13 protein-coding genes are annotated in these 22,476 nt (G+C 34.0%); 12 read left to right on the top strand and 1 reads right to left on the bottom strand.

Translation table 11 applies throughout. The features are described 5' to 3' along the window. Positions 1 to 83: 83 nt before the first annotated feature. The 12 genes from A3Q34_RS00860 to A3Q34_RS00800 all read left to right on the top strand — a co-directional run bounded on the left by A3Q34_RS00860 (position 84) and on the right by A3Q34_RS00800 (position 19,033). Positions 84 to 1,373 carry a site-specific integrase gene (locus A3Q34_RS00860; protein WP_070373646.1) on the top strand — a complete coding sequence of 430 codons (1,290 nt, stop codon included), beginning with the start codon at positions 84 to 86 and terminating at the stop codon, positions 1,371 to 1,373. Positions 1,374 to 1,384: 11 nt separating this feature from the next. After that, positions 1,385 to 1,855, top strand: coding sequence for a hypothetical protein (locus A3Q34_RS00855; protein ID WP_070373645.1), 471 nt, complete (start codon positions 1,385 to 1,387; stop codon positions 1,853 to 1,855). An 809-nt stretch (positions 1,856 to 2,664) separates the two neighbouring features. Beyond that, a complete protein-coding gene (locus A3Q34_RS00850) occupies positions 2,665 to 3,768 on the top strand; it encodes a tyrosine-type recombinase/integrase (protein ID WP_070373644.1) in 1,104 nt (367 codons plus the stop codon). Between the two features lie 202 nt (positions 3,769 to 3,970). Then, positions 3,971 to 5,500: a hypothetical protein gene (locus A3Q34_RS00840; RefSeq protein ID WP_070373642.1), complete on the top strand. Its 1,530-nt coding sequence runs from the start codon at positions 3,971 to 3,973 to the stop codon at positions 5,498 to 5,500. A gap of 78 nt (positions 5,501 to 5,578) precedes the next feature. Continuing rightward, entirely contained in the window at positions 5,579 to 6,361 is a 783-nt protein-coding gene (locus A3Q34_RS00835; RefSeq protein ID WP_070373641.1) for a DNA-binding protein, read from the top strand. Positions 6,362 to 6,632: 271 nt separating this feature from the next. Next, a complete protein-coding gene (locus tag A3Q34_RS00830; protein ID WP_331710939.1) occupies positions 6,633 to 7,451 on the top strand; it encodes a WYL domain-containing protein in 819 nt (272 codons plus the stop codon). Positions 7,452 to 7,475: 24 nt separating this feature from the next. Beyond that, positions 7,476 to 8,273 (top strand): hypothetical protein, encoded by a 798-nt coding sequence (locus tag A3Q34_RS00825; RefSeq protein ID WP_070373639.1) that lies wholly within the window; start codon positions 7,476 to 7,478, stop codon positions 8,271 to 8,273. A 12-nt stretch (positions 8,274 to 8,285) separates the two neighbouring features. Continuing rightward, complete coding sequence (locus tag A3Q34_RS00820; RefSeq protein ID WP_070373638.1) at positions 8,286 to 11,237, top strand: AAA family ATPase; 2,952 nt, start codon at positions 8,286 to 8,288, stop codon at positions 11,235 to 11,237. Between the two features lie 43 nt (positions 11,238 to 11,280). Continuing rightward, a complete protein-coding gene (locus A3Q34_RS00815) occupies positions 11,281 to 12,618 on the top strand; it encodes a hypothetical protein (RefSeq protein WP_157470707.1) in 1,338 nt (445 codons plus the stop codon). After that, a complete protein-coding gene (locus A3Q34_RS00810) occupies positions 12,618 to 13,217 on the top strand; it encodes a condensin complex protein MksE (RefSeq protein ID WP_070373636.1) in 600 nt (199 codons plus the stop codon). The genes A3Q34_RS00815 and A3Q34_RS00810 overlap by 1 nt, the downstream gene beginning before the upstream one ends. Positions 13,218 to 13,339: 122 nt before the next feature. Continuing rightward, positions 13,340 to 15,229 carry a class I SAM-dependent methyltransferase gene (locus A3Q34_RS00805; protein ID WP_070373635.1) on the top strand — a complete coding sequence of 630 codons (1,890 nt, stop codon included), beginning with the start codon at positions 13,340 to 13,342 and terminating at the stop codon, positions 15,227 to 15,229. Between the two features lie 141 nt (positions 15,230 to 15,370). Continuing rightward, the gene (locus tag A3Q34_RS00800) at positions 15,371 to 19,033 is read left to right on the top strand and encodes a YobI family P-loop NTPase (protein WP_070373634.1); all 3,663 of its coding nucleotides are present in this window, start codon (positions 15,371 to 15,373) and stop codon (positions 19,031 to 19,033) included. A 60-nt stretch (positions 19,034 to 19,093) separates the two neighbouring features. On the opposite strand, the gene A3Q34_RS00795 is transcribed toward A3Q34_RS00800, so the two are convergent. Continuing rightward, complete coding sequence (locus tag A3Q34_RS00795) at positions 19,094 to 22,291, bottom strand: DUF3427 domain-containing protein (RefSeq protein ID WP_070373633.1); 3,198 nt, start codon at positions 22,289 to 22,291, stop codon at positions 19,094 to 19,096. Between the last annotated feature and the right edge of the window lie 185 nt (positions 22,292 to 22,476).

Raw genomic sequence — 22,476 nt, 5'->3', positions numbered from 1 at the left:
AAAATGAAGAAAGCCGTTGATATTCAACGGCTTTTTTTATGTCTGAAGGTTTTTAAATCAGTCCAACAGGATTGCCTGAGACAATGTACTTATTTAGAGCCACTAATTGCACCTATTTTACCCGTATCTGTTTTTCAAAAGAGTTAAAGAACAGAGGCTTCCCTTTTGACATTAAAATATCTTTATTTACTAAAGTTCGGCCTGTTGCCACTAAACGAAATTTAATTGTTTCATTAGCTGTTTTTGAGTTGATTGAGTGTATTAATGAAACAACAATGCCTCATGACTTCAAATCATCTTTGAATGACCGTATTACTGGGTTACGTGAAGAATTTGACTGTGAATACCCCGTTACATTTAATTTTCCTATACAACCTATTAAGGTTATCCATCAGCTACCGCATCAAACAAATGTTCAACAAGTATTGCTAAATACGGCTTTAGATAGCTTTGTTGAATCTAAAAATAAAGAGAAAATTTTAGATTCAACGATTAGGCAATTGTCTCAACGAATTCAACATTTCATCAAGTCTAGTAAGCTCAAAAAAGTTTCGGAAACAACGACGAGTAGTGCACTCAGGTATCGTGATTTGTTGTTAAGTCAAAAGAGAATTCACAAAACCAATAAAGGCTACTTAGCTGCCGCTTATCAATTTTTTAAGTGGTGTAGTTTAATGAACTATATCGACAAAAATCCTTTTGATGGTATACCTCACCGAAATAACGAAGGCACTGGTTCATATTCAGCGCGGAGACGCTGGCAAACGAGCGAATTGAATTTATTAATTCAAAGCGACGCCTTTAAAACGAAAGATAAATATTTTCAATGGATAACATTAGTATTACTTTATCAAGGATTGAGACCCGGAGAGACATGCCAGTTGTACACAGACGATATCATTGAACAAGATGGTTTAATTTGTATTCACGTAAATGATAGTAAACCTAAACAACGATTGAAAAATGAGTGGGCTAATCGAATAGTGCCAATACATCCAACACTTTTAAAATTAGGGTTTGGAGACTTTGTTAATGGCGTTCAATCAAAAAGACCTAAGTCTTTATTTAACTGTAAACCAGGGGGGAAAGATAATGACTGGTCAAAGAATTATTGCCAACAGTTAGGACGCTTATCAACGACAATAAATTTATTACCTAATGATCGACCTTCAGCTTATAGCTTTAGGCATACGTTCATCGACGAACTCAAGCAACAAGAAGTCGATGAAGCACTTGTTGCTCAGTTAGTCGGACATACCCATAAAAATCTTACCTACGGGAAATACGGAAAAAAGTTTCCAGTTAAAAAGCTACTTCAAAAACTTAATCATTTACATTTTTCAATAGCACCATTTTTAACCACAATTAAATAAGAGAGGAATTAATGACTTTATTTCATATTTCAATAGAAAAAGTAATCAAGGGAATAGAAGAATCAAACTATCCGGTCACTCCATTTGATTATATTGACGAGTTTGTAGAAGAACTACACTTTCGTCTTCCTCCACCGGGTTTAGTTGAGCTTGCTCTTTATGAACAAGATTTCAGAAAAGCAATTGATTCAGGTGTGAGAGTACCACTTGAAAAAATTATTTGTTTGGAAGCTATTTGTGTTCGTAAAGAACATCAAAAGAAAGGTTATATGACGGAATTGGTTAATAGTTTAGAAATTAACTTCCCTGGTCATCATTTGTGTATCACTAATGTACATAATGAGCGCTTTTCAAAATGGATTGCAAAGAGAGATAAATGGCAAGGGTCATCATATTTACACCCTATGTGGAATATGTCTGGAGCTGAGGAGTTCAATAAACAATTAATGGCACAAAACTTTGTTCGGTTAGCTCGAACCTGAGTTGGCTAGCATTCATGTTTTTATATTCGTGGATGTGTAACTAATCATCTACGTTTATTATTTAATTTAAATCTAAAGAGTGGGCGTAATTATGAATTCAAAAGAACATTTTGACGTATTATTGAAAAATCACCAAAATATTAAAAAGTCGCTCTTAGCACTCTTTGTAGAAGAGTAAATAGCATTAAGTTGGCTTACACTACCAAAGTCTCAGTTGTGTGACGTTACACCACTTTCTTTGTTAGAAAAGGATAAACAGGCGGTTAGTGACTTGATTTATACGATAGAGACGGAGATTTTAGTTAACGTAATCGCTATATGCTTTTGAAGCTAAAGTTCTAAACAAATTGTTAACAACAATTAATAAGCGAATTTCAACACAGTGGCTAGGTATATAACACGTTTAATACCTGCCACTTATTCTAACTTCAAAAAATAACCTCTCATATTTGATGATCGGTATTAAAAACAATATTGATAGATAATTAAGGTTTAGAGAGTAAACCTTCAATCCCCTGAAATATAATTATGCTCATCTACGCATAATAATGACCCATAAATGATTTTTTACAGATAAAACAAAATTATTTTCAACCAATATTGAAAATAATTCATGTTTAAAACGTCAATCATATCTTACTGACTCTATTGTATTTATCACACTATAATTATTTCTCTATTTATATAAATATTAACATCTGCGAATATTAACTATATGTTTTTGTTCGTTTTATTCTTGTTATTTGTTTTGTTTTTTATTAGAATTATCACAAGTCGCGTTGCGGCATAATTACCCTTTGGTGATTATAATGAATACTTTTAAAGATTATGCACAAATATATTTAGATGAAAGTAGATGTGAACATGCTTACTCCAGTTACATCTCAAACCGAGCAAAAGTTAATAGATTGATTAAAAAATTCGGTAAACGTGAGATATCGAGTATTAAACATTCTGAAATAAAAGTTTGGAGAGGTAAAATTCATAAAAAATTGAACAATAAGACAATTAATGATCATTTATCAATTCTCCGTACAATATTTAAAATAGCTGTTAATGATGGGGTAATAGCCATTAATCCAATGCAAGATATAAAAACGCTTGAGATACACATTTTAGAACCTTGTCCTTTCGCAAAAGATGAGCTTATTGCACTACAGAAGACTGATACTGAATATGTAACTGAAAAGAACCTTCTCTTTTTAGCCGTAGTCACGGGCCTCAGAATTTGTGAGATTTTAGCTTTAACTTGGAATTGTGTTGATTTTGATAAAGCAGAAATTCAAATAAATAAATCTGTAGTGCTTGGAAAATATAAGTTACCAAAAACTAAAAAGTCTATTAGAAAAGTAGACTTAAATACACATGCAATTGAAATATTGAAAAATCAATTTGAAATAACAGGTCACTTAAAAAAGCGTGTAATCAGAGTTCTGCAAAAAGACAACAAATCAAAAGTTAAAGAATCCGTTCAGCATGTCTTTATATCTAGTCGGAGTAAAAAACCATTTCGTGATGTAAAGGAATTTACAATAAAATTTTTTAAAGGCTTCTTATTGAAAGCTGAAGTTAAGAAACGAGGCGCAAATCAGCTAAGACATACTTTCGCCAGTCACGCACTAACGGAAGGCTTAAATATGGAGTGGATACGCAAGCAGATGGGGCATACATCTATAAAAATGATAGAAAAGCATTATGGTACGTGGATGAATGCTGATGCGCCAGATTATTCTAACCAGCTTGGTGAGGCACTGTGTGATGTATTCGAAAAAAAAGCTACTCTTTGCAGTGTAGCGAAGCCGGGCTCAAAAATAGTCGTGTCTTCTTGGGGAGGTATTTCTGACCGTAAATCCTCCGCCGGTAACTTCGGTGTTTGTACCGCGGGCAAGTGGGAGATAAAACGATGCGCATAATTGATGTATTCGAAATGGGCCCAAGCTTAAAGCTTGGAAACAAAAGCCTTCTCGATATTGGACGCACAAGGAAACTGTGCGGTTATAGCAACCCGCTGCGCTTACGTCACACTTTTGCTCCGCAAAAGATGAGAACGCAAGCTTGGGGCCAGAGAGCTCTCTGGACTCCGTATTTTACCAACACCACAAAGCGAGGTGTTGAATGAAAGCCATAACGATGTTTCACCGTAGATTTAATTCTAATTCTACGCCAACACAGCGGAAAAAATGCGAATCATCACTGGCTCATACACTGCGTTTTTCTCAACCCGAGGGGAGAGGCTTGCAATGGCGAGAGGAATTAGCTGATGAAAATATTATTTATTTAAATGGTGATTATCATAAATTAACTGACTTTACGGTGGATGATAAGCAATCATTATTGTTTGAGGTTGCTCCTCCATTACCAGTTCATAATAAGAAGAAACACCAAGAAAACCGTAGAAAATATAAGCTTAAGATTAAAAAGGCTATTGAGTCTGAAAGTCGAAAAGGAAATATTCAGGCAGCAGAGTTTATGCGTCTAATAATGTCGTATTCAGATGATAAGCACATCTCTTATTCGAAGTTAGATAAGTTTAGCAAACTCGAATCTACACGAAAACGTCAGCGTGAAAAAATGCTACAAACGTATGTAGAAGCTCATAATAAACTGGTAAATAAGGTTATGCATGAAAACAGTCTTTATGTTCAAGAAGGACTGTTTAGGTTCCCGTTGAAATGGGGCATAACCACTGATGTTATTTCAAAAGAAAAATACATTGATGTTGTCAAAGATTTTCTAACAAAGAATTTTGGTGATTACGATATTAAATGCATTGTCTGTCATCATGATGAGCGTGAGCTTAATGAAGACGTTGGCGCACATTCTCACTATTTTTTGAGTGGTAAGAATAATGTTACCAACCAATATGATTTACATAAAACACAAATATCTGTTGTGAATCAATTCATCATTAATAAAGGTGAGTTGACTGATAGATTGCCAAATAATGGAAAACTTAATCTAAAACAAACAAAAATTTTTGGTGAGTATTTTCAAAGAATGTTCTATGAGCATGTTAATAAGAAATTATTAAACCCAATTGGGTTACAGGCTACATTCGCCGATGCGACGGAGAAAAAATCTGAGCGACGTAAGCAAATGAATAGAGAAGCTAAGCTCCCTAAGGCCTTAAGAAAATTTAATCTGAACTCCCGTTCAAATGAATTAGCAAAAAAACGATTAGATGAGTTACAACAAAAAATAAGCGCTGAACATAGTGAGCTAAAAGCGCTGGATAATAACTTAGAGCAGCAACAAGCGGCGCTTCATTTAAATGTGACACAAATTCAAGAAGCAAAATTTCTACTTGAGCATTATGCAACACAAGCACAAATATCTTATGAAGACCTAAAACATCAAGAAGGGCGTTTAATTGAGTTAACCGAACAAATGAAAATACTTGATTTGAAGGGCGGTAATGCTATTGCTGATATTTGCCGGAAAATATACTCCGTATCAGCGTTACGTGCTCGTGGGTTAGATACCAAAGCACAAGAATTCATTGAGCAAATATTAAAAGAGTTCGCTTCACTAGAACCTTCACTTCTTAATAACGTTTGTGGTGCTGCCGCAAGGGCAATAAATGAAGAGTCGCTTATAAATGGACTGACTGTTTCTGGTAATTTTGATAACCCGACGATTAAATAAATTTAAACAGATAGAAAGTTTCTTTCTTTCTTTCTTTCTTTCTTTCTTTCTTTCTTAACAAACTTAATAGAGGTAAATATGGATATAGCACAACCAGTAATAGGCAGAAGACCAGAAGTATCTGACGAAAAAATAATTGAGGCCGGTAAAAAATTAATAGAAGAAGGGAGGAGAGCAACGGGGTTTGGACTACGTAGCATGGTCGGTAATAGCGGAGATCCCAAAAGGCTGCTTAAAGTATGGCAAGCTTACTTAAGTTCACAATCCAATAATGCAGATTATGCTCCTTTGACTCTCCCTGTGGAGCTTGAAGAAACGTTAAACGCAGTAGTTAATGAAACAACGACCAAGCTTAAAGCACTTGCAACAGAGTTGAATAATGCGGCTGTTAAAACAGCAGAGCAGCGGGTTGCAACCGCAGTTGATCTGGCCAATGAGCGAGAACACGACGCAGAAGCCGAGGTGCATGATGCCTCATTAACTATTGATGATCTAGAAGGTAAGTTAACTGCTATATCGTTAGAGTATGCACAATGTAAACAAGCATTGAAATTGTCTCAAGATGAAACGAAAGGACAAATAAAGTTAGCAGGTGAGTTTAATCTTGAAGTTGCAACCTTGGCAGTTCAGTTGGACTCTAAGGACAAAGAAGTAGAAAACCTTACCCTTTCTTTAGCAGAGGTACAGCAAAGAGTTAAGGATGCACTGACAGAAATTTCAGAGCTAAAAACAGAAAAAGCTGAATTAAGAACTGAAAATAAACTCCTTATTAACGAGGTTTCAAAGCTATCTAATGTACGGGATAAGCAATTAAGTGACTTAATCTCAAAGTTAGATAAACCTTTTGATAACGCTGCTTAATTATTCCATGTTCTAAATAGAAGATGTATACGATTAATGATAGAAGAATAGCGATGAATACAAATGTTTCTTAACTAATCATTTTGATAAGCTACTTTTGATTCTAGTAATATTCTTATGCTTAAACATATTTATATTGACAAACCTAATCATTAACTTATGATTTGGTAATCAAAATGATTACTTGGTGTGTTCAATAATGCAAATAGAGTGTGATTCGAATATAAGTTTTTCTCAAAAACAGCGATTAGCTTATATAGATTTTTTGTTAATGTTTAAAGGTTCTTTTAGTCGAAGTGACCTAACAACTAAATTTGAAATGGGTATGGCAAATGCCACTCGTGACATTTCATTGTATAAAGAGTTAGCCCCTAATAATGCGGAATTAGACAACCCTTCAAAGCAATATTTTCAAGCAAAGAAATTTAAACCTCTATTCAAGCTTGATGCTCGTAAAACATTAGTTAAACTTGCCAATAACATTACCGATGGATTTGATGCTATTGGTGATATTAACTTTCCGGTTGAAGCGCCAAGTCAATTAAATGTTCCTGATATTTTTATAGTAGCCAAATTAATCCAAGCGATACTCAATAAAAAATCAGTCAGTGTTATTTATACCTCATTAAGCAGTGGATCAGCGTCACGAGAATTGGTTCCCCATTCTATTATTGATAATGGATTACGGTGGCATGTTCGTGCGTACGATCGTAAATCTAAATCCTTTAGAGACTTTGTTCTCACAAGGATAAGCAAGGTAACAATAAAGCCACAAAATATAGAATTGCATGAAGATAAACTTGAAGATCATCAATGGATGCGAATGATGCCGTTGCATTTAGTGGCCCACCCAAACAATGTAAAACATCCAACAGCAATAGCGATGGATTATGGGATGGATAACGGGGTACTTGAATTAAATGTTAGAGCCGCATTAGCCGGGTATCTGCTAAGACGATGGAATGTTGATTGCACAAATGATGCTACTTTATCAGGTGGGGAATTTCAGTTGTGGTTAAGGAACAGACAAACATTATATGGTGCCGAAAACTTAGCAATTGCTCCTGGTTATAATAGCCTCGATGATTAATGAAAATTTATAACGGTATAGCTGATGTACGATAAAAGAATTGCAAAATACTTAGTTAAGATAGCAAATAGTGATGCAATAAATTTTGCAACATTTCTTACTTTTTTACCTGAAAGCTTACAAGAAGATGTGCAACACAATGTAACTATAAAGCCCCAAAAAGGCGGTTTATCGTTAGTTGAAATATCTTGTAAGCGTGTTAATGAACAGCTAAAGCAACTAACAATAGAACCCAATAACCGTGTTGAGGCAACAGAATTAGGTGATTCACATAAAGTAAATACATCTACTAGTTATTTGTTGGCATACCATGAAAATTCGAATTCAATTCATCCAGACACAATTGTCATTAATATAGATGGTATTAACTGTAAGTTTAAGCAAAAACAGCATGTGATTATTGTTGAGAACTCTGAACTGTTTTTCGCAAGAGAAATAATGCTTGAAAAGATAAACCTCATTTTCGGGCTAAAGCTTTCATTGAAAAACACTGATTTACTTTATGGTTCCGGTAATCAAGTGACCAATAAGTTAAATAAAGAGTTCCTAAGTCAATATGAATCAACTTTGTGTTTTTTTGATTATGATCTTGGTGGCTTAAAGATCTTTAAAGCATTGAAAAATATGCTGGGTGAAAAAGCTAAGTTTTTAGAACCAACCTCTGGAAATTTGAGAAAATATTTCATTAAAAAACCAGAAAAAGAAAGTCAGTATTTAAAAGCATTAACAAGTGCAGAAGAGTTAGGGTTAATGACACTACATTCACTTTTGTTATCAGAAACCGCATTTATGGAACAAGAAGTCATTTTGGCTTTTGAATAAGGAAATTACTATATGGCATACCAGTTTAATTTTGTCCTCAAAAAACTAGTTTTAGTAGACTCAGCGGGATTTTGTTATTCCGAAATAGAGCTAGACAAGCATACTATATTGCTTGGTGAAGGCAATGTGGGTAAATCCAGTTTACTTAACTGTATTCGTCTATTTTTATTACCTGAGGTGAATTTTAATAAAGCAAAAGATAAGTTTAATTTTAGAAGCTCTAATGGAGATGAGTATGATAAAGACCAATCATTTGGTCACTATTTCCCTACTAAATACTCTCACTTAATTATTGAAGTAGAAAAAATTATTGGTGGTAAAAAGCATACCCATTGCCAAATATTAAGTAGAGGTAATAATCTTGCATTCGAAAGAATATTCACTACCTTATCTTATAACGAAATTAGGTCCTTATTTTGGCAAGTCGAAGAAGGAGACTTACACCAAATTGGCTCTAGAGTAGATAAATTATCTACCCAAGAAGTTTTTGCAAACATAAAGAGCAAAGACAAGTATTGTATTACTGTTAAAGACCCGCAAAAACTTAAAGACCTAATGTATGCAAGAGATATTTTATCTGAAGTTGCGATGCGTTATAGCTTGTTTCCACTAAATGATGCTTCAGAGGAAAATGTAGAGTCACTACGTGCGTTAATATTAATGCTCTTTGATATGAAAACATCCAGTAAAGCCGTGGCTAAAGCTGTTGCAAACCTTATTGAGTCTGAAAAGAAAGAAACAACTGATGCTTTAAGCTTTGATATTCAATCCTTCATGTCTACCCATGACCAACTAAAGCTTGAAGAACAAAAGCTGACTGATATCGAAAACAAAACCAGTGAGTACAATCAGCTAACATATGACTTTTCCAGCTACAGTAAGCTATCGTCATCTGAAAGTGATTTCGTAAATTTTTATCTATATCTAAATGATACATTGAATAATGCCAATCAGAAGGCCAGGCAGAGCGCTACGGTAATTAGTAATTTTCAAAAGGAATTAAAACCACTGAATGGCGAAATTGCTGAACAAGGTCAAATTATATTTTCAGCTAATCGAAATATTAAAAAACTTACAAAAGACATTGATACTGTTAATAAGGATATTACCAAAGCAAAGGCTGAAATAAACCTATATGGTGATACTGATATCACTGAGATAATAGAAATATTAGATGATGATATAAAAGATACAAGTGAAAAAATAAAAGCGCTTAATGATGCTGACGCTAGGCGTAATCGCATTATCAAATTGCAAAATCAAATAAATAGCCATCAGCAAAACCTACAACAATTAGAGTTAGAAATTTCAAACTCAGAATTTGCCATTAAACAGCAACTTCCATCAGATTCGTTAGCTTTATTAAACTCACTTAGCCAGAAATTAACGTTAGCTAATCCAGGAAGACAGCTATCTGAGCACGAATTTAATGCAATTATCAACTTTCAAAGTTTATTTGAGGACAAGGGATATAGTTATTCCTTTTTCGGCTCAGTAATACCAAAGTCGAATGCATTCTCAACACGCAACTTGCAAAAAGAAATAGAAAATATTCAATCTGAAGTTACAGCTAAGTCATCTGAGAGAAAATCTTTAGAAAATCAAGCAACTGAAAACCCGTTAGTGATTGAAAATAAATTGAAAGATCTTACTAGGCAATTGACTGATGCCAATAGAGTTAAGTTATTAATATTTAACTATCAAGAAAACAAACACGATATAAAAATATACTCGAAACAAAAAATTGACGAGCAAGGTGTAGTTAATAACATCCAACCTCTAATTAGTAAACTATCCGATAGGCAGGCTGAACTAACTGAGTTAATTGAAGCAGAAAAATTAAAACAAGCTTCCATAGAAAAAGAACAAACGGAACTACAAACCATAAATAACCTGGCTCAGGGAACAACACATGCTTATCCTAAAATTAAAAGGCAGCTAGAAAAGCAAAAACAGTACATCGGAAAAGCAATAGAAATAACAGCAGAACACTTACGTAAGCTACAGAACAATTTATTAGAAGTAGAACAATTAAGAATAAAAATAATTGATACCTTGAAAAGATTTGCAACGGATAAATTTGTCGAAGTTGATCAAGACCTTTTTAGCCCTAGTCCATTACCAAGCGTTATTCATAGTACTTTTATGGAAGTAAAAAGAATCTATGATGAGCTAGTAGACCAAAGGCTACTCTTACGAAATAAAACAAAGATGCATAATGAAAGCGTAAGTAACTATGTCGATATTTTGGGTAAAAACTTTGAGCATATTAATCGGTTTGAAAGCCAGTTAAATAGATCATTTAAAGGGATTTCAATAAATGATCTAAATGAAATAGAAGTTTCTATTCATATTGATAGTCGTTTTAGTAACCTGATAAAAGAAATACATAAAAGTTATAACCAATTTACCGAGCAAACATTATCTGAGCAGTTCTATATTAGGTTACAAGCATTCAGCGATGCTTTTTTCAAAAATGGAGAACGTAATAAATTAGTAATGTCAGATATCATTAAAGAAGTAAGCTATAGAGTTAAAAAAGAGGGTCATGATGGCTGGCAAACAAAGCAACAATCAACTTCTACAACCGCTCTAATTAATCTAAAGCTTGTACGAATGCTACTGGCTAAACTGCGTGCTGACAGTTGTATGGTTCAACTACCTGTAATAATGGATGAGGCGGCTAATATTAATGTTGATCAATATGAATGGTTACTTGACGATATTAGAGAAAGCGGCTTCTTTCTATTTACCGCTGGCACACACAGTTCAGGAGCTGAGCTTGTTCACATGATCGGACATCACTATGATGTTGATGCGCTTAAAACAGCGAAACCTTATACGAAAGAACGTTCAAGAGTCGTTTGGGGAGGACCACAAGCCTTTTTCAATGAAAGTGAGTTTGATACTTATAAGAGCGAAGATCAAATAGAGCTACTGGAAGGTACTGATGAAACAGTTTAGTGCTATTAACACGTTAAAAATAATGTTAGAAAGGCCAAATATTATGTTTAACGTTATTAAAGAAATGGATCGCCATAACGAGCGTTTTATCAGTGAAGCGGTGGTGGCATTAACAGTCCTAGAAGACATTAAGAATCTAGATAAAAAAGAGCAACAGAGATTCAAACTTGCCTTTGCTACTGAAAACCTAGCCAATTCGCATATCGTTGCTGACCAAGATCAGTTTGAAAATGTTAATCGCTTAATGTTTCAAGAATCTGTGTTATCTATATTCAGGTTATGCGAAACATCGTTATATCAAGAATTAACCGATTCTAAACTAAAGTCTGAACTTGCATCTTTTTGGCATATCCAATCTAAATTACAAGCAACTAATTGTAGCTTTAATGCATTAGACCCTGACTACACTGAACTTGTAGAAGAGTTACTTCAAAAGTTAGGTAGCTTACTCGACTTATTAAAACGTAACTTGGTTAGAATGCAAAATATTAATAGTGATCTTGAGCAGCTATCGATTGATGTAAGTAAAGAAGGCATTGATTTTGTAGAGTACCGACAAAAACTTCTTGATGACGTTACTCGTTTATATGAACGGCACATATTACCTACCCAAAGGTTCGTTAATCCTGATGTGAGGCTTGTTGATGGTGACAACCTTTTGGCTACTATTAATTCTATCAAAGTACTTTTTGATTCACATAGTAAGCATGAACTCTCAGATCAGATTTTTCGTTATAGCTTGAGCTTTAGCAATATCATAAACCCACTTAAAGATGTCTCTAATCAAATAAATGGGTTTATTAGAAAAACACAAAAAAGCCTCACCCAATTTAATGCCATGGAATGGCATTTTGAACGATTCAAGCAGAAGTATGAAGAAACTCTGGATGGAAGGGTTAATCGAACAAAAATAGATAGCTCATTTGCTAAAGAAACTCCCTTTCTGAACAACGTTAAGCGAATTCCTCGCCCAAAGGGTTTAAAGATCGAAAATAATGAGTCTTACTTTCACAACATTTTTACGGACTTAACATACAGAATAGAAGATCAACTGATGGTAACTGATGATGTTATTGGCGCTGATGGCGAAGCATTAATTTCATTTACATCAAAAGATAGATTAGAGCGAGCAAGAAAAATTTATCAACTAATTGAAAATTTATCATTACGTGAATCTAAAGACTTAATTGCGACATTACATTACCGACTTAAAGATTTATTACCTAAGTACCATTTTGTAGACTTGATAAATGCTGTTGTTCATTTCAGAAAAACAATTTTAGATGGTAAACAACTCATAAAGACTAATAAAAAATCATATATACAACACAACAATGAATATTACGCTTACCGGGTGGTTATTTTACAGGAGGTTTTCTAATGGAAAATACAATAATAAACAGTTTTGAAGAAGTATCTTATTTAAAAAGTGCCGAAATATACCGATTATTTTCTCAAGGAAAAGTATTAAACAAACAACGATACGACGATGTTCATGGCTGCTTTGTTGATGACGACCTATTTACTTTAGTTTTTAATAAAATTAAGCACTTTACTTTATTCTTTAAACACATGGGTTACGAGTTGAAGTTTGATGAGGATGGTGATTTCTACTCCACTCAAGAAATTCGTGAAAGTAACAACGACGAATCGGATGAAAATGCTATGAAAATTCAGGCCGTTTTACTCTTTATTAGCCGTTATTACGCCAAAGTTGGTGATTTGGCTCAGTTATCTGACCCAATGTTTGGTATTAAAGAATCAGATATAGACGCCTTGAAGCAAGATGACTTATTGATAAGTTCATTAAAAGCACTGAGGTTGGACAATTGGGATAAAGCATTAGATTACTTATCTAGTCGGAACTTGATATTTAAAATGGCAAAAGACCGCTATGTATTTAGTTCTGCTGCAATGACCTTTTTAAACAGATTACAATCAGCGTATACAGAATTCATAAACAATAAACCCGTAATTTAATTTGTTGATATTAAATAAGTTTAAGTCGTTTTTACTTTGACAAAAGCTATTTGATTTGGCAATGTTACCTAATCGACAGGGAAGAGTGATTAGTGAAAATAAGTATATTTAGGATGATGTAATTGGCCCCTCAGTTTTATAACGACAATGCTACAGAATTAGCACAGCAATACCTTTCAAAATCATTTGATGAGGTACACCAAAGCTGGTCTCAATTCCTTCCCTCTATTATAGAAAACCCAAATGCTCGTATTCTGGATTTAGGTGCTGGCTCAGGTAGAGACGCTAAACACCTTGCCGAATTAGCCGCTAATACCCATAACGAAAAAAACAATATTCAAATTCTTGCTGCCGAACCAGCCAAAGAATTATCCATCATTGGGCAAAAAACTACTCAAGGTTTAAATATAAAATGGCTGGAGGATTCATTACCAGCATTAAGTAACGTTACTCAACAAGAAATCAGCTTCGATCTAATTTTACTCAGCGCGGTGTGGATGCATATTCCACCAAGTGACCGCACACGTTCAATTCGTAAATTGGCTAATCTACTCAAACCTGGTGGCAAGTTAGTTATTTCTCTACGCCACGGACAAACAGAGCAAGAATGTAAGAAACGAAAAATGCATCATGTTTGTGCAGGTGAATTAAAGCAATTAGCAACAGATGTAGGGCTATTCACTAAATTAGAAACGGCACAAGAAGAAGACAAACTTGGTCGTAACCATGTGTCTTGGCAAACGGTTGTATTACAGATGCCGGATGATGGAACGGGTGCATTCCCATTTATTCGCCACGTAGCAATTAATGATGGTAAATCAGCTACTCACAAACTTGCCTTACTAAGAGTTTTACTGCGTATTGCTGACGGTCACCCTGGTGCTGTATTACGACGAGAGTCTTCACCATTCGGTGATCGTGTTATTTTACCTGTAGGACTAGTTGCGCTTTATTGGTGTCATCAATACAAAGATTTAATTGATAAACATAATATATTTCAGAGACCGGGTGATGACCCAAACATGGGTTTCATGAAACCAAATGGTTGGCATAAGTTAACACACCGTACAGCTTCAGATTATCGCATTGGTAATTTATTTACTGGTGATGACGCAAAGGCTTTGTATCGAACAATATCACATGCCGTAAACAATATTTCAGATATGCCTGCACAGAAAATCACTTATGCGGATAGTAAAAAAACTGTTTTTGAAGTTAATAAGAAAACAGTTAGAGCTAAGGATAGTATTTTTCTTGATTTACAAACCCTCGAACAATGGGGGGAGTTTTCATTACCAGAATCAACTTGGATGGCTTTCAATCGATATGCTTGCTGGATAGAACCTGTATTAGTTTCTGAGTGGGTAAAAACAATGGCAAGTTATTCGGGTAATGCTGAACACGCTGCTCCGGAAAAACAATTTAGCCTATACCAAGCATTACACTGGTTAGAGCTTAAACGTACGACAACCGAAGTTCGTAACCGCTTTGAGCAACTTAAAAAGCAACAGCCTAACAGTGAGCTAATGCAATGTGTATGGTCAGCCAAATCTCTAAAGCAAAATTACGAAATAGATCACAGCATACCTTTTGCTCGTTGGCCGAATAATGATCTTTGGAATTTACTGCCGACAGATTGCAAGATTAACAATCAAAAAAGCGATAGATTACCGACTAAGCATAAGCTGATTGAATCGAAGGAACGCATTCAACATTGGTGGCAAGAGGCTTGGTTGAATGACTCAGCGGCAACGAACAAACAAAGTAAAACCTCAAATTCCAAAAAAATTGAAATAAACGAACAGCCAATGGGCTACACAATAAGTACCCCATATTTTGCGAATTCTACAGAAATAGAAATTATCCCTGTACAACAAAAGCGATTTTTTGCTGAGGCGAATATTGCACTGCCGGGGTTAAATTCAGATAACACATCGATTGATGATTTGTTTGAAGCTCTGGTGATGCAACGTGGACGGTTGAAGGAAATGCAGCAGTTGAGAGAGTGGTGATGTTTTAAATTATGGATAAACAACTTGGATGTCTTAGTTATCTCATAGGAAAGTAGTCTGAAGCCATTAAATATAAATAATGGCCGTCCCATAGGTTTTTGTTAGAACGATTAAAAATATCTAATTATTAGAAGGGTACAAATGCTTAATACAGTAGCAAATTTTTTGAAAAAATCGCTTGTAGATCTATGTTGGAAATTAATTCAGCTTAATAGTGAAAAACCAGTTTTTAACTCATCTAAACTTCCAGATCTCTGCCCAACGGATAATGCTGAAAATTGTGAAGAATATATTGATCGATTAAATGAATTATTAATTAATCGTGAAGTGGTAAAAGAAATAGCAATAACAGCGCCTTATTCTGGGGGGAAAAGCTCATTTATTAATACTTATATGAGGCTTAATCCGTATCATAAATATACTTGTATATCACTTGGTGCATTTACCGATGATAAGCCTAAAAATGGTGGTGAAGGAGATACAACATGTATAAATAAAGTTGAAAAAAGTATTGTTCAACAGATTTTATATAAAACCGACAGCGAGAGTGCTCCAAATTCAAGGTTTAGAAAAATAATTAAATCCCACCCTAATTATTTTAATACTATTAGCTCATCAATTAGTTTTGTAATACTGGGTATTGCCATCGCAATAATGTCTTATATACCTGAATACTCATTAAAACATATTTTTTCTGAGTTTATAAAAAATGGTATAATTACCAGCTTTTCATTGGTATTGATCATTTATGTTACTTCTATCCTTATTTTATCCATAAAAGATGCCTTCAAAATATTCCCTAAGTTTGATTTGAGTAAATTTAATCCATTAAAAGGAGAGGTTGCTTTTGAACAGCGTTCAAATGACTCTGTATTTAATATTTATTTAGAAGAAATTATATATTATTTTTCCAAAACAAAATCAGATGTCGTTTTTTTTGAAGATTTAGACAGGTTCGAACGGTCAGATATTTTTGTTCAGCTTAAAGAGCTGAATAAATTAATCAATGATAGTGCAGATGTTAAGCAAAGCGTTCGGTTCATATATGCATTGAAAGACGATGTTTTTAAAGGAGCAAGTAGAACAAAGTTTTTTGATGCAATAATTCCTATTATTCCCATTACAAATAAATCAAACTCATTTCCTTTATTAAAGCGCCTCTTAAAAGATTCTGGCTTTGAAAATGAATTTAAAGATGTTTATCTAAGAGATATTGCTGTTTTTGTTGATGATATGCGAATGTTGAAAAATATCGTAGCTGAATACGGAATATATAAACCTATTCTTCAAAAAAATCTCCTTCAAATTGAACTGCAAAAGCTATTCAGTTTTATTATTTATAAAAATATTTATTGTGATGATTTTGCTGAACTTCATTCTGGCAATGGCAAATTAGCATCGTTTTTTAATAACTTAAAAAGTTTGAAAAGCGATTTTAAAAGTTCAGTTCAAGATAAAGTTCATTTACTTGAACAAAAGATAATTGATTCAGAACAGGAGCACTTACAGAGCATTAAAGAGTTAAATTCTGCATATTTACTATTAGCACTTAATAATTCCCAAGTATCAGGTATAAATTCTATCGATAATCAACCCATTGATATATTGATTGATCCCGATATATTTAAAGGATTATTAGAAAAGAATAACTTACAAGCAATATACGGCAATAGGTATGGCAGTAATATAAACTTTAAAGACTTAGTTAATAGTATTAAGCCTTCATATGAAACCCGTAAGAATAATATAGAAAATAAAAGTAAAAGTTACAGGGCTAAAACTAGTTCAGAAATTAAAAAATTTAGACAACAGTTATCTTCAATCCCACACTTATCTATTACAGAGCTAATTAATCAGTATGACCGATTAAGGGTATTCAAAGCCATTAATGATGAAAAATTACTTATTCACCTGATTGAAAGGGGGTATATAGATGAACAATACCATCTTTATATATCTGTTTTTTACGAGGGAAATATTGCTAAAAGTGATATGGATTTTGTTATGGCGGTTAAGAGTAATGAAAAAACTGACCCAAATAAAGCTCTAATAAATTGTACTGAAATTCTTAAGTATTTCTCCGAGGATGAGTTCCGCAGTTCTTCGTTTTTTAATTACAATATGCTTGACCATTTATTAGCTAAGGGACTCGAAAGCATAGTTATTAACGTCATTGAGTATGTCTTAAAGCCGCAGGATAATAATATAGAGGTTATCTACGAGGCTAATCAAGAACTTGTTAATACTAAAGAGTTTGGGGTTTTAATAATTGAGAACTGGGCTACGGTTTGGTTAAGTATTATATCGTATAAAAATATAACAACAGAAAAAAGAAATGAGCTTTTAGTTGGGCTACTATTAAGTGTCGTTAACAATGAGCTTATCGAAGATAATATTGAAGCTATTAAAGACTATATTGATGGAAATGAAAATATTGCCAATGCTATTCCTGCGGAAAAAAATACAATAACTCAAATACAAGATCTATTCAAATACTTACAAGTTGAGTTTCAACAAATAAATGACTGCGCTAATAATGTTGATTTTTTAAAGTTTCTCATCAAAGAAGAGTTATTTGACATTAACCAAGCAAATTTATTGGTAGCACTTAACTCCCTAAGTAATAAAACCTTTTCTAATACCTTTAGCCTTTCTGATGTCTATGAATTAGATAATATGGATTTTATTAACCTTATTGAAAATAACATTGTCACTGTTTCTCACTTAATCGAGTCTGGCGAAATAGGAATAGGTAACAAAGTTCAATATCGAAATATTCTTAATAATGTTCAGATAGATAATAAAGTTAAACAAAAAATCATTGCTAATAAGAAGTTTAAAATTGATAATTTATCTGAAATATCCGAAGGAACTGGCCTGTGGGGCATACTATTCCAAAGTAATAAAATAAATACATCTTGGGAAAATGTAATTAAGTTTATGCGCTCAAAAATATTCGTAAAGAGCCAACTTGCTAGCTTTTTAAATTTATCTCCAGTTTATTCTGAATTACTTAAAACTGTGGTGAGTTTAAGTGATGAAGATAAGAGTACATTCATTGATTTGCTGATAAGTGACGATATTAACCTCCTATCGTTTGAAAAGCTTCAGATATTTGTTGATAATTTGTTTAATGAAATTAGCCTAGAAAATATAGCAAACGATAAATTAAATAGCCTAGTCCTTAACGGAAATATTAGCGTTACTAAATCTAATTATAAAGAGCTAAAAGAGATTGATTATAAGCTTTCGTGTTTATTATTAGAGCAAGACTTTGATACATTTTTAACCGAAATAGACTTTGAAAATTTTAGTTTTGAAGAGGCTGAAATTAACTTTGATTTTGATGAATTACGTATTCTCTTAATCTCATCAAAACTCACTGCTAAGCAAAAAAATATTATTATTATTGAACATCTAGAAGAATTGAAAAATTCACCTGATGTAATATCAGACGCAGTTATTTCTAATTTTAATGAACCCCAATTTTCTAAAGTGAAAATAAGTGCTGATCTGCTGGAACATCTATTGAGGACTAGTAGTTCCACAGAAGAGAGGATTACTGTTTATACCAACCAAATTAAAAATTTAGAACCAGATCATCAAAACAGACTTTTGAGCTTGCTTGGTAGCGATTACCATAACATTGTAACTACTAGGTCAAATACGAGCATCCCTAATACACCATATAATTTCAATCTAGTAAATGAATTAGAAAAAGCTGAACTAATATCCTCATTCAGCTACACCGAATCTCTTCTAGGGGGTAAGCAATTAAAAGTAAATGCTAAACGGAAGAAGTAAAGCATAAAGTATGGGGCAGCTATCAATTGAAAATATAATTTATGGCTGCTTTAGTCTTACTTAACCAACGGCCAACTTAGCCGTCTCATGCCACAAATATGCTGGCATGGGGTGTTTTAACTTCCAAGTTATATTCATTGGCTGGCTGCCTTCATATTTCACAAAATCTACGGGCCCAAAGTTCACAAACCCCATCGTTCTGCCGTTTTCATCTTTGGCTTGTTCACGCACAAATAAAAGGAATGTTTTCTTATTTTCTTTTTGTTTGATGTAACCCAAACCTCGGCCAGAATTTGGTCGAGCGCTATTTTGAGTTTGCCAGTGGAACAGCGTAGGGCTAATCGCATAGTCATGATACATAGTGGTTGCTGAAAACTGCTTTTCACATTTATTCAAAGTTACAAATAACAACTCTGTGTTAGCGTCAGGTATATTCAATACACCTTCACGACTCGATGATTTCTTTGTAAAAGTACTATCACCAAAGGCAACTAAAATATGCTCTTTGGGGTATCTAACATGCATTTTTAGTGGGGATTCATCCACAACAGAATTATTAACGGTTGGCATAGTAAACTCACTAACCTCTAGTCGTTCAATAAGGTTAGAAATAACTTCGTTTAACTCGCTTTCTAATTTTGTATCCCTAAGAGACGCTATGCTTTGGGTTAAATCACTAAATCCAGCATTATTACCTGTTTTGTCCCAAAAATCATAATGGCACATTAAAGCAAAAATCTGCTGTGATTTTCTCTTCTCGACTCCAACACTATCTGGGTAAATTGAGAAATTGTTCTCACAAAGCGTATTAATAAAACGTAGATAAGAAATTGAAGAACAGTTCATTAACCTATTATTGATTGCACGGTAATAAGCAGCATAAAGCTCCTTATTAACAGGTTTGATTTCTTTCTCCTTACTTGCAGCAAGTAATACTGACCATCCTCCAAACTGGCCAAATTTGACCTTATAAATATCTTCTAGTGTGATATTTGGGTAGATGTGTAAAAAGTTAGTCAACGTTAATGGTAAGTGAGTAGCATGAGGAAAGTTTATAACTAAGCTAATTAACTTATTTTTGTTAAGTGTTGCTTGGCTAATATTCTTTAATATCATTGCTTGAGTTTTTTCTTGTAACTCTATTCGACAACCTAAAGGTAGGTGAGGGAACCCTTGCTTAACTTCTTTCGCGATTGCCTGGTTTGTTTTACCTACTAATGCTCTAAATTTATGTGAAAAGTCATACTCTGGGCGTGAGTTACCTACGAAGTCTAATACTGTGCAGCACTCTTTATCGTTTGTTAATCTTAGCCCTCGACCAAGTTGCTGAAGAAATATAGTTAAGCTTTCAGTGGGTCGTAAAAACAGCAAGGTGTCTAACTCTGGAATATCGACACCTTCATTAAATATATCGACAACAAACAATACATTAATTTGCTTTGATTTAAGTCGTTGCTGCTGAATTTCACGGTCTTTACTGTTATCGCTAGTTAATACATCACAAGCAATATTGTGTAGCGTGAATTTCTGAGCCATAAACTTTGCGTGGTCTTTACTTACACAGAACGCCAATGCTCGCATTTGAGATATATCAGTAACAATCTCATCAAGGCTTTGTAATATTCGAAGAACACGTTGATCGTTATAAGTATATAGATGCGTTAACTCGGCAATATCATATCGGCCTTTAGACCATGATATTTTAGTTAAATCGGTATCGTCATCGATTGCAAAGTATTGAAATGGGGAAAGGTGTCGTTGGTTTATCGCTTCTGGTAACCGTATCTCCGCAGCAATAACGTTGCAGAAATCACTTAGTATATCTGTACCATCATGTCGCTCAGGGGTTGCAGTTAATCCCAATAGTATTTTAGGGCTAAAGTGCTTTAATACGGCGCGATAGCTACTCGCAGAAATATGGTGAACTTCGTCAATGACAATATAATCAAAGTAATCTTCACTTAGGGTTAATGTATCAATTTGATTATTTAAGCTTTGAATAGAGGCGAATAGGTGCTGATACTTACTTGGTTTGTTATTACCTACCCACAATTCCCCAAAAGAACTATTTTTTAATACACCACGATAGGCACCCAGTGCCTGTTTAAGTATTTCTTCCCTATGGGCTATAAACAAAAACTTTGCTTCGGGGTTTTTATTATAGAAACGAGAAAAGTCAAAAGCTGAAATTATGGTTTTGCCTGTTCCCGTTGCCGCAACGACCAAATTACGATACCGGTTATGTAGGTCTCGCTCAACTTGTAATTTTTCTAGTATGGTTTGTTGATGGGAATGAGGTTTGATATCAAAATAGAAGCTAGGCGTTGATGTGTTAAAACTGCCTTTTGCTTCTTGTAGTGCATTGCTTAGTTTTTCCCTGCTTTCTACTTCGCCGTCAAAGTGTTCAAAATCAGGTGATTCCCAATAGGTTTCAAACGTGCTTAGGGATTTTTCAATAATATGGGGTATTTCTTGAGAGGTGATCTTTAGGTTCCACTCTAAGCCACTAGTTAGTGCTGAATGTGATAAGTTCGATGAACCAATATAACCCGTATGAAAACCTGTATTACGCATAAATAAATAGGATTTAGCGTGAAGTCTTTCACGGTTAGTATTGTAGCTAAGTTTAACTTCGGTATTAGGTAGTGATGCTAAAAATTCAACTGCTTTAGCATCAGTAGCGCCCATGTATGATGTAGTTATTATTTTTAATTGCTTACCACTCCGGGTAAAAGACTCTAATTCATTTTTAAATATTCGAATGCCAGCCCACTTTATGAATGAGACTAGCCAATAGATTTTATCTGATGATTGGATCTCTCTTTTAATTTCAGTTTCTAGTGAAATACCAACATTACTGCCACAAAACAATTCACTTTGCGTTAGCCCTGTTATTGGCATTATAGCTTCAACATGTTTGGGCAAATCAGCAGCAATAGGGTTTGATTTATCAAATAACGCAGTAAGAATTTTACCTTGGCTATCTAAGAGGTTATCACTAATTAATTCTTCATCTTTAATATGTCTACTGAGCCATTGCACTATGGTATTTGCTAGGCTTATTTGATCGCTAATTCGATTGTCACCGCCTGGCACAGAGTCCATAGCAATTTCGATGATACGGGTTAAGAAACGGGATAACCATGTTGCCGCTTCGGCAGCTTCCAATGATCTTTCACCAACATAAAACGATTCACGATCTAAGTTTTGTTCAACTAACTGCGTTATTAGTTGCTCATAGATACCCGTTTGATTCATGAAAATCCTTTTATATTTTTAAAACAATTTACTAGCCATTTTGAACTAGCTTGGTTACGTTAACCTTTAATATATATTAATCGAAAAGCGATAATGAAGCATCAAAAGATATGGGATGATTTTTGTTCACAAAATAATGTAGTAAAACATGGTGTTCCATTATTTAAAACAACCCCTTCACTAGA

It is taken from the genome of Colwellia sp. PAMC 20917 (assembly GCF_001767295.1).
In the GTDB taxonomy this organism is placed as follows: Bacteria; Pseudomonadota; Gammaproteobacteria; order Enterobacterales; family Alteromonadaceae; genus Colwellia_A.
The sequence above is the reverse complement of the archived record's forward strand: the minus strand, read 5'-3'. Positions and strand labels throughout refer to the sequence as shown.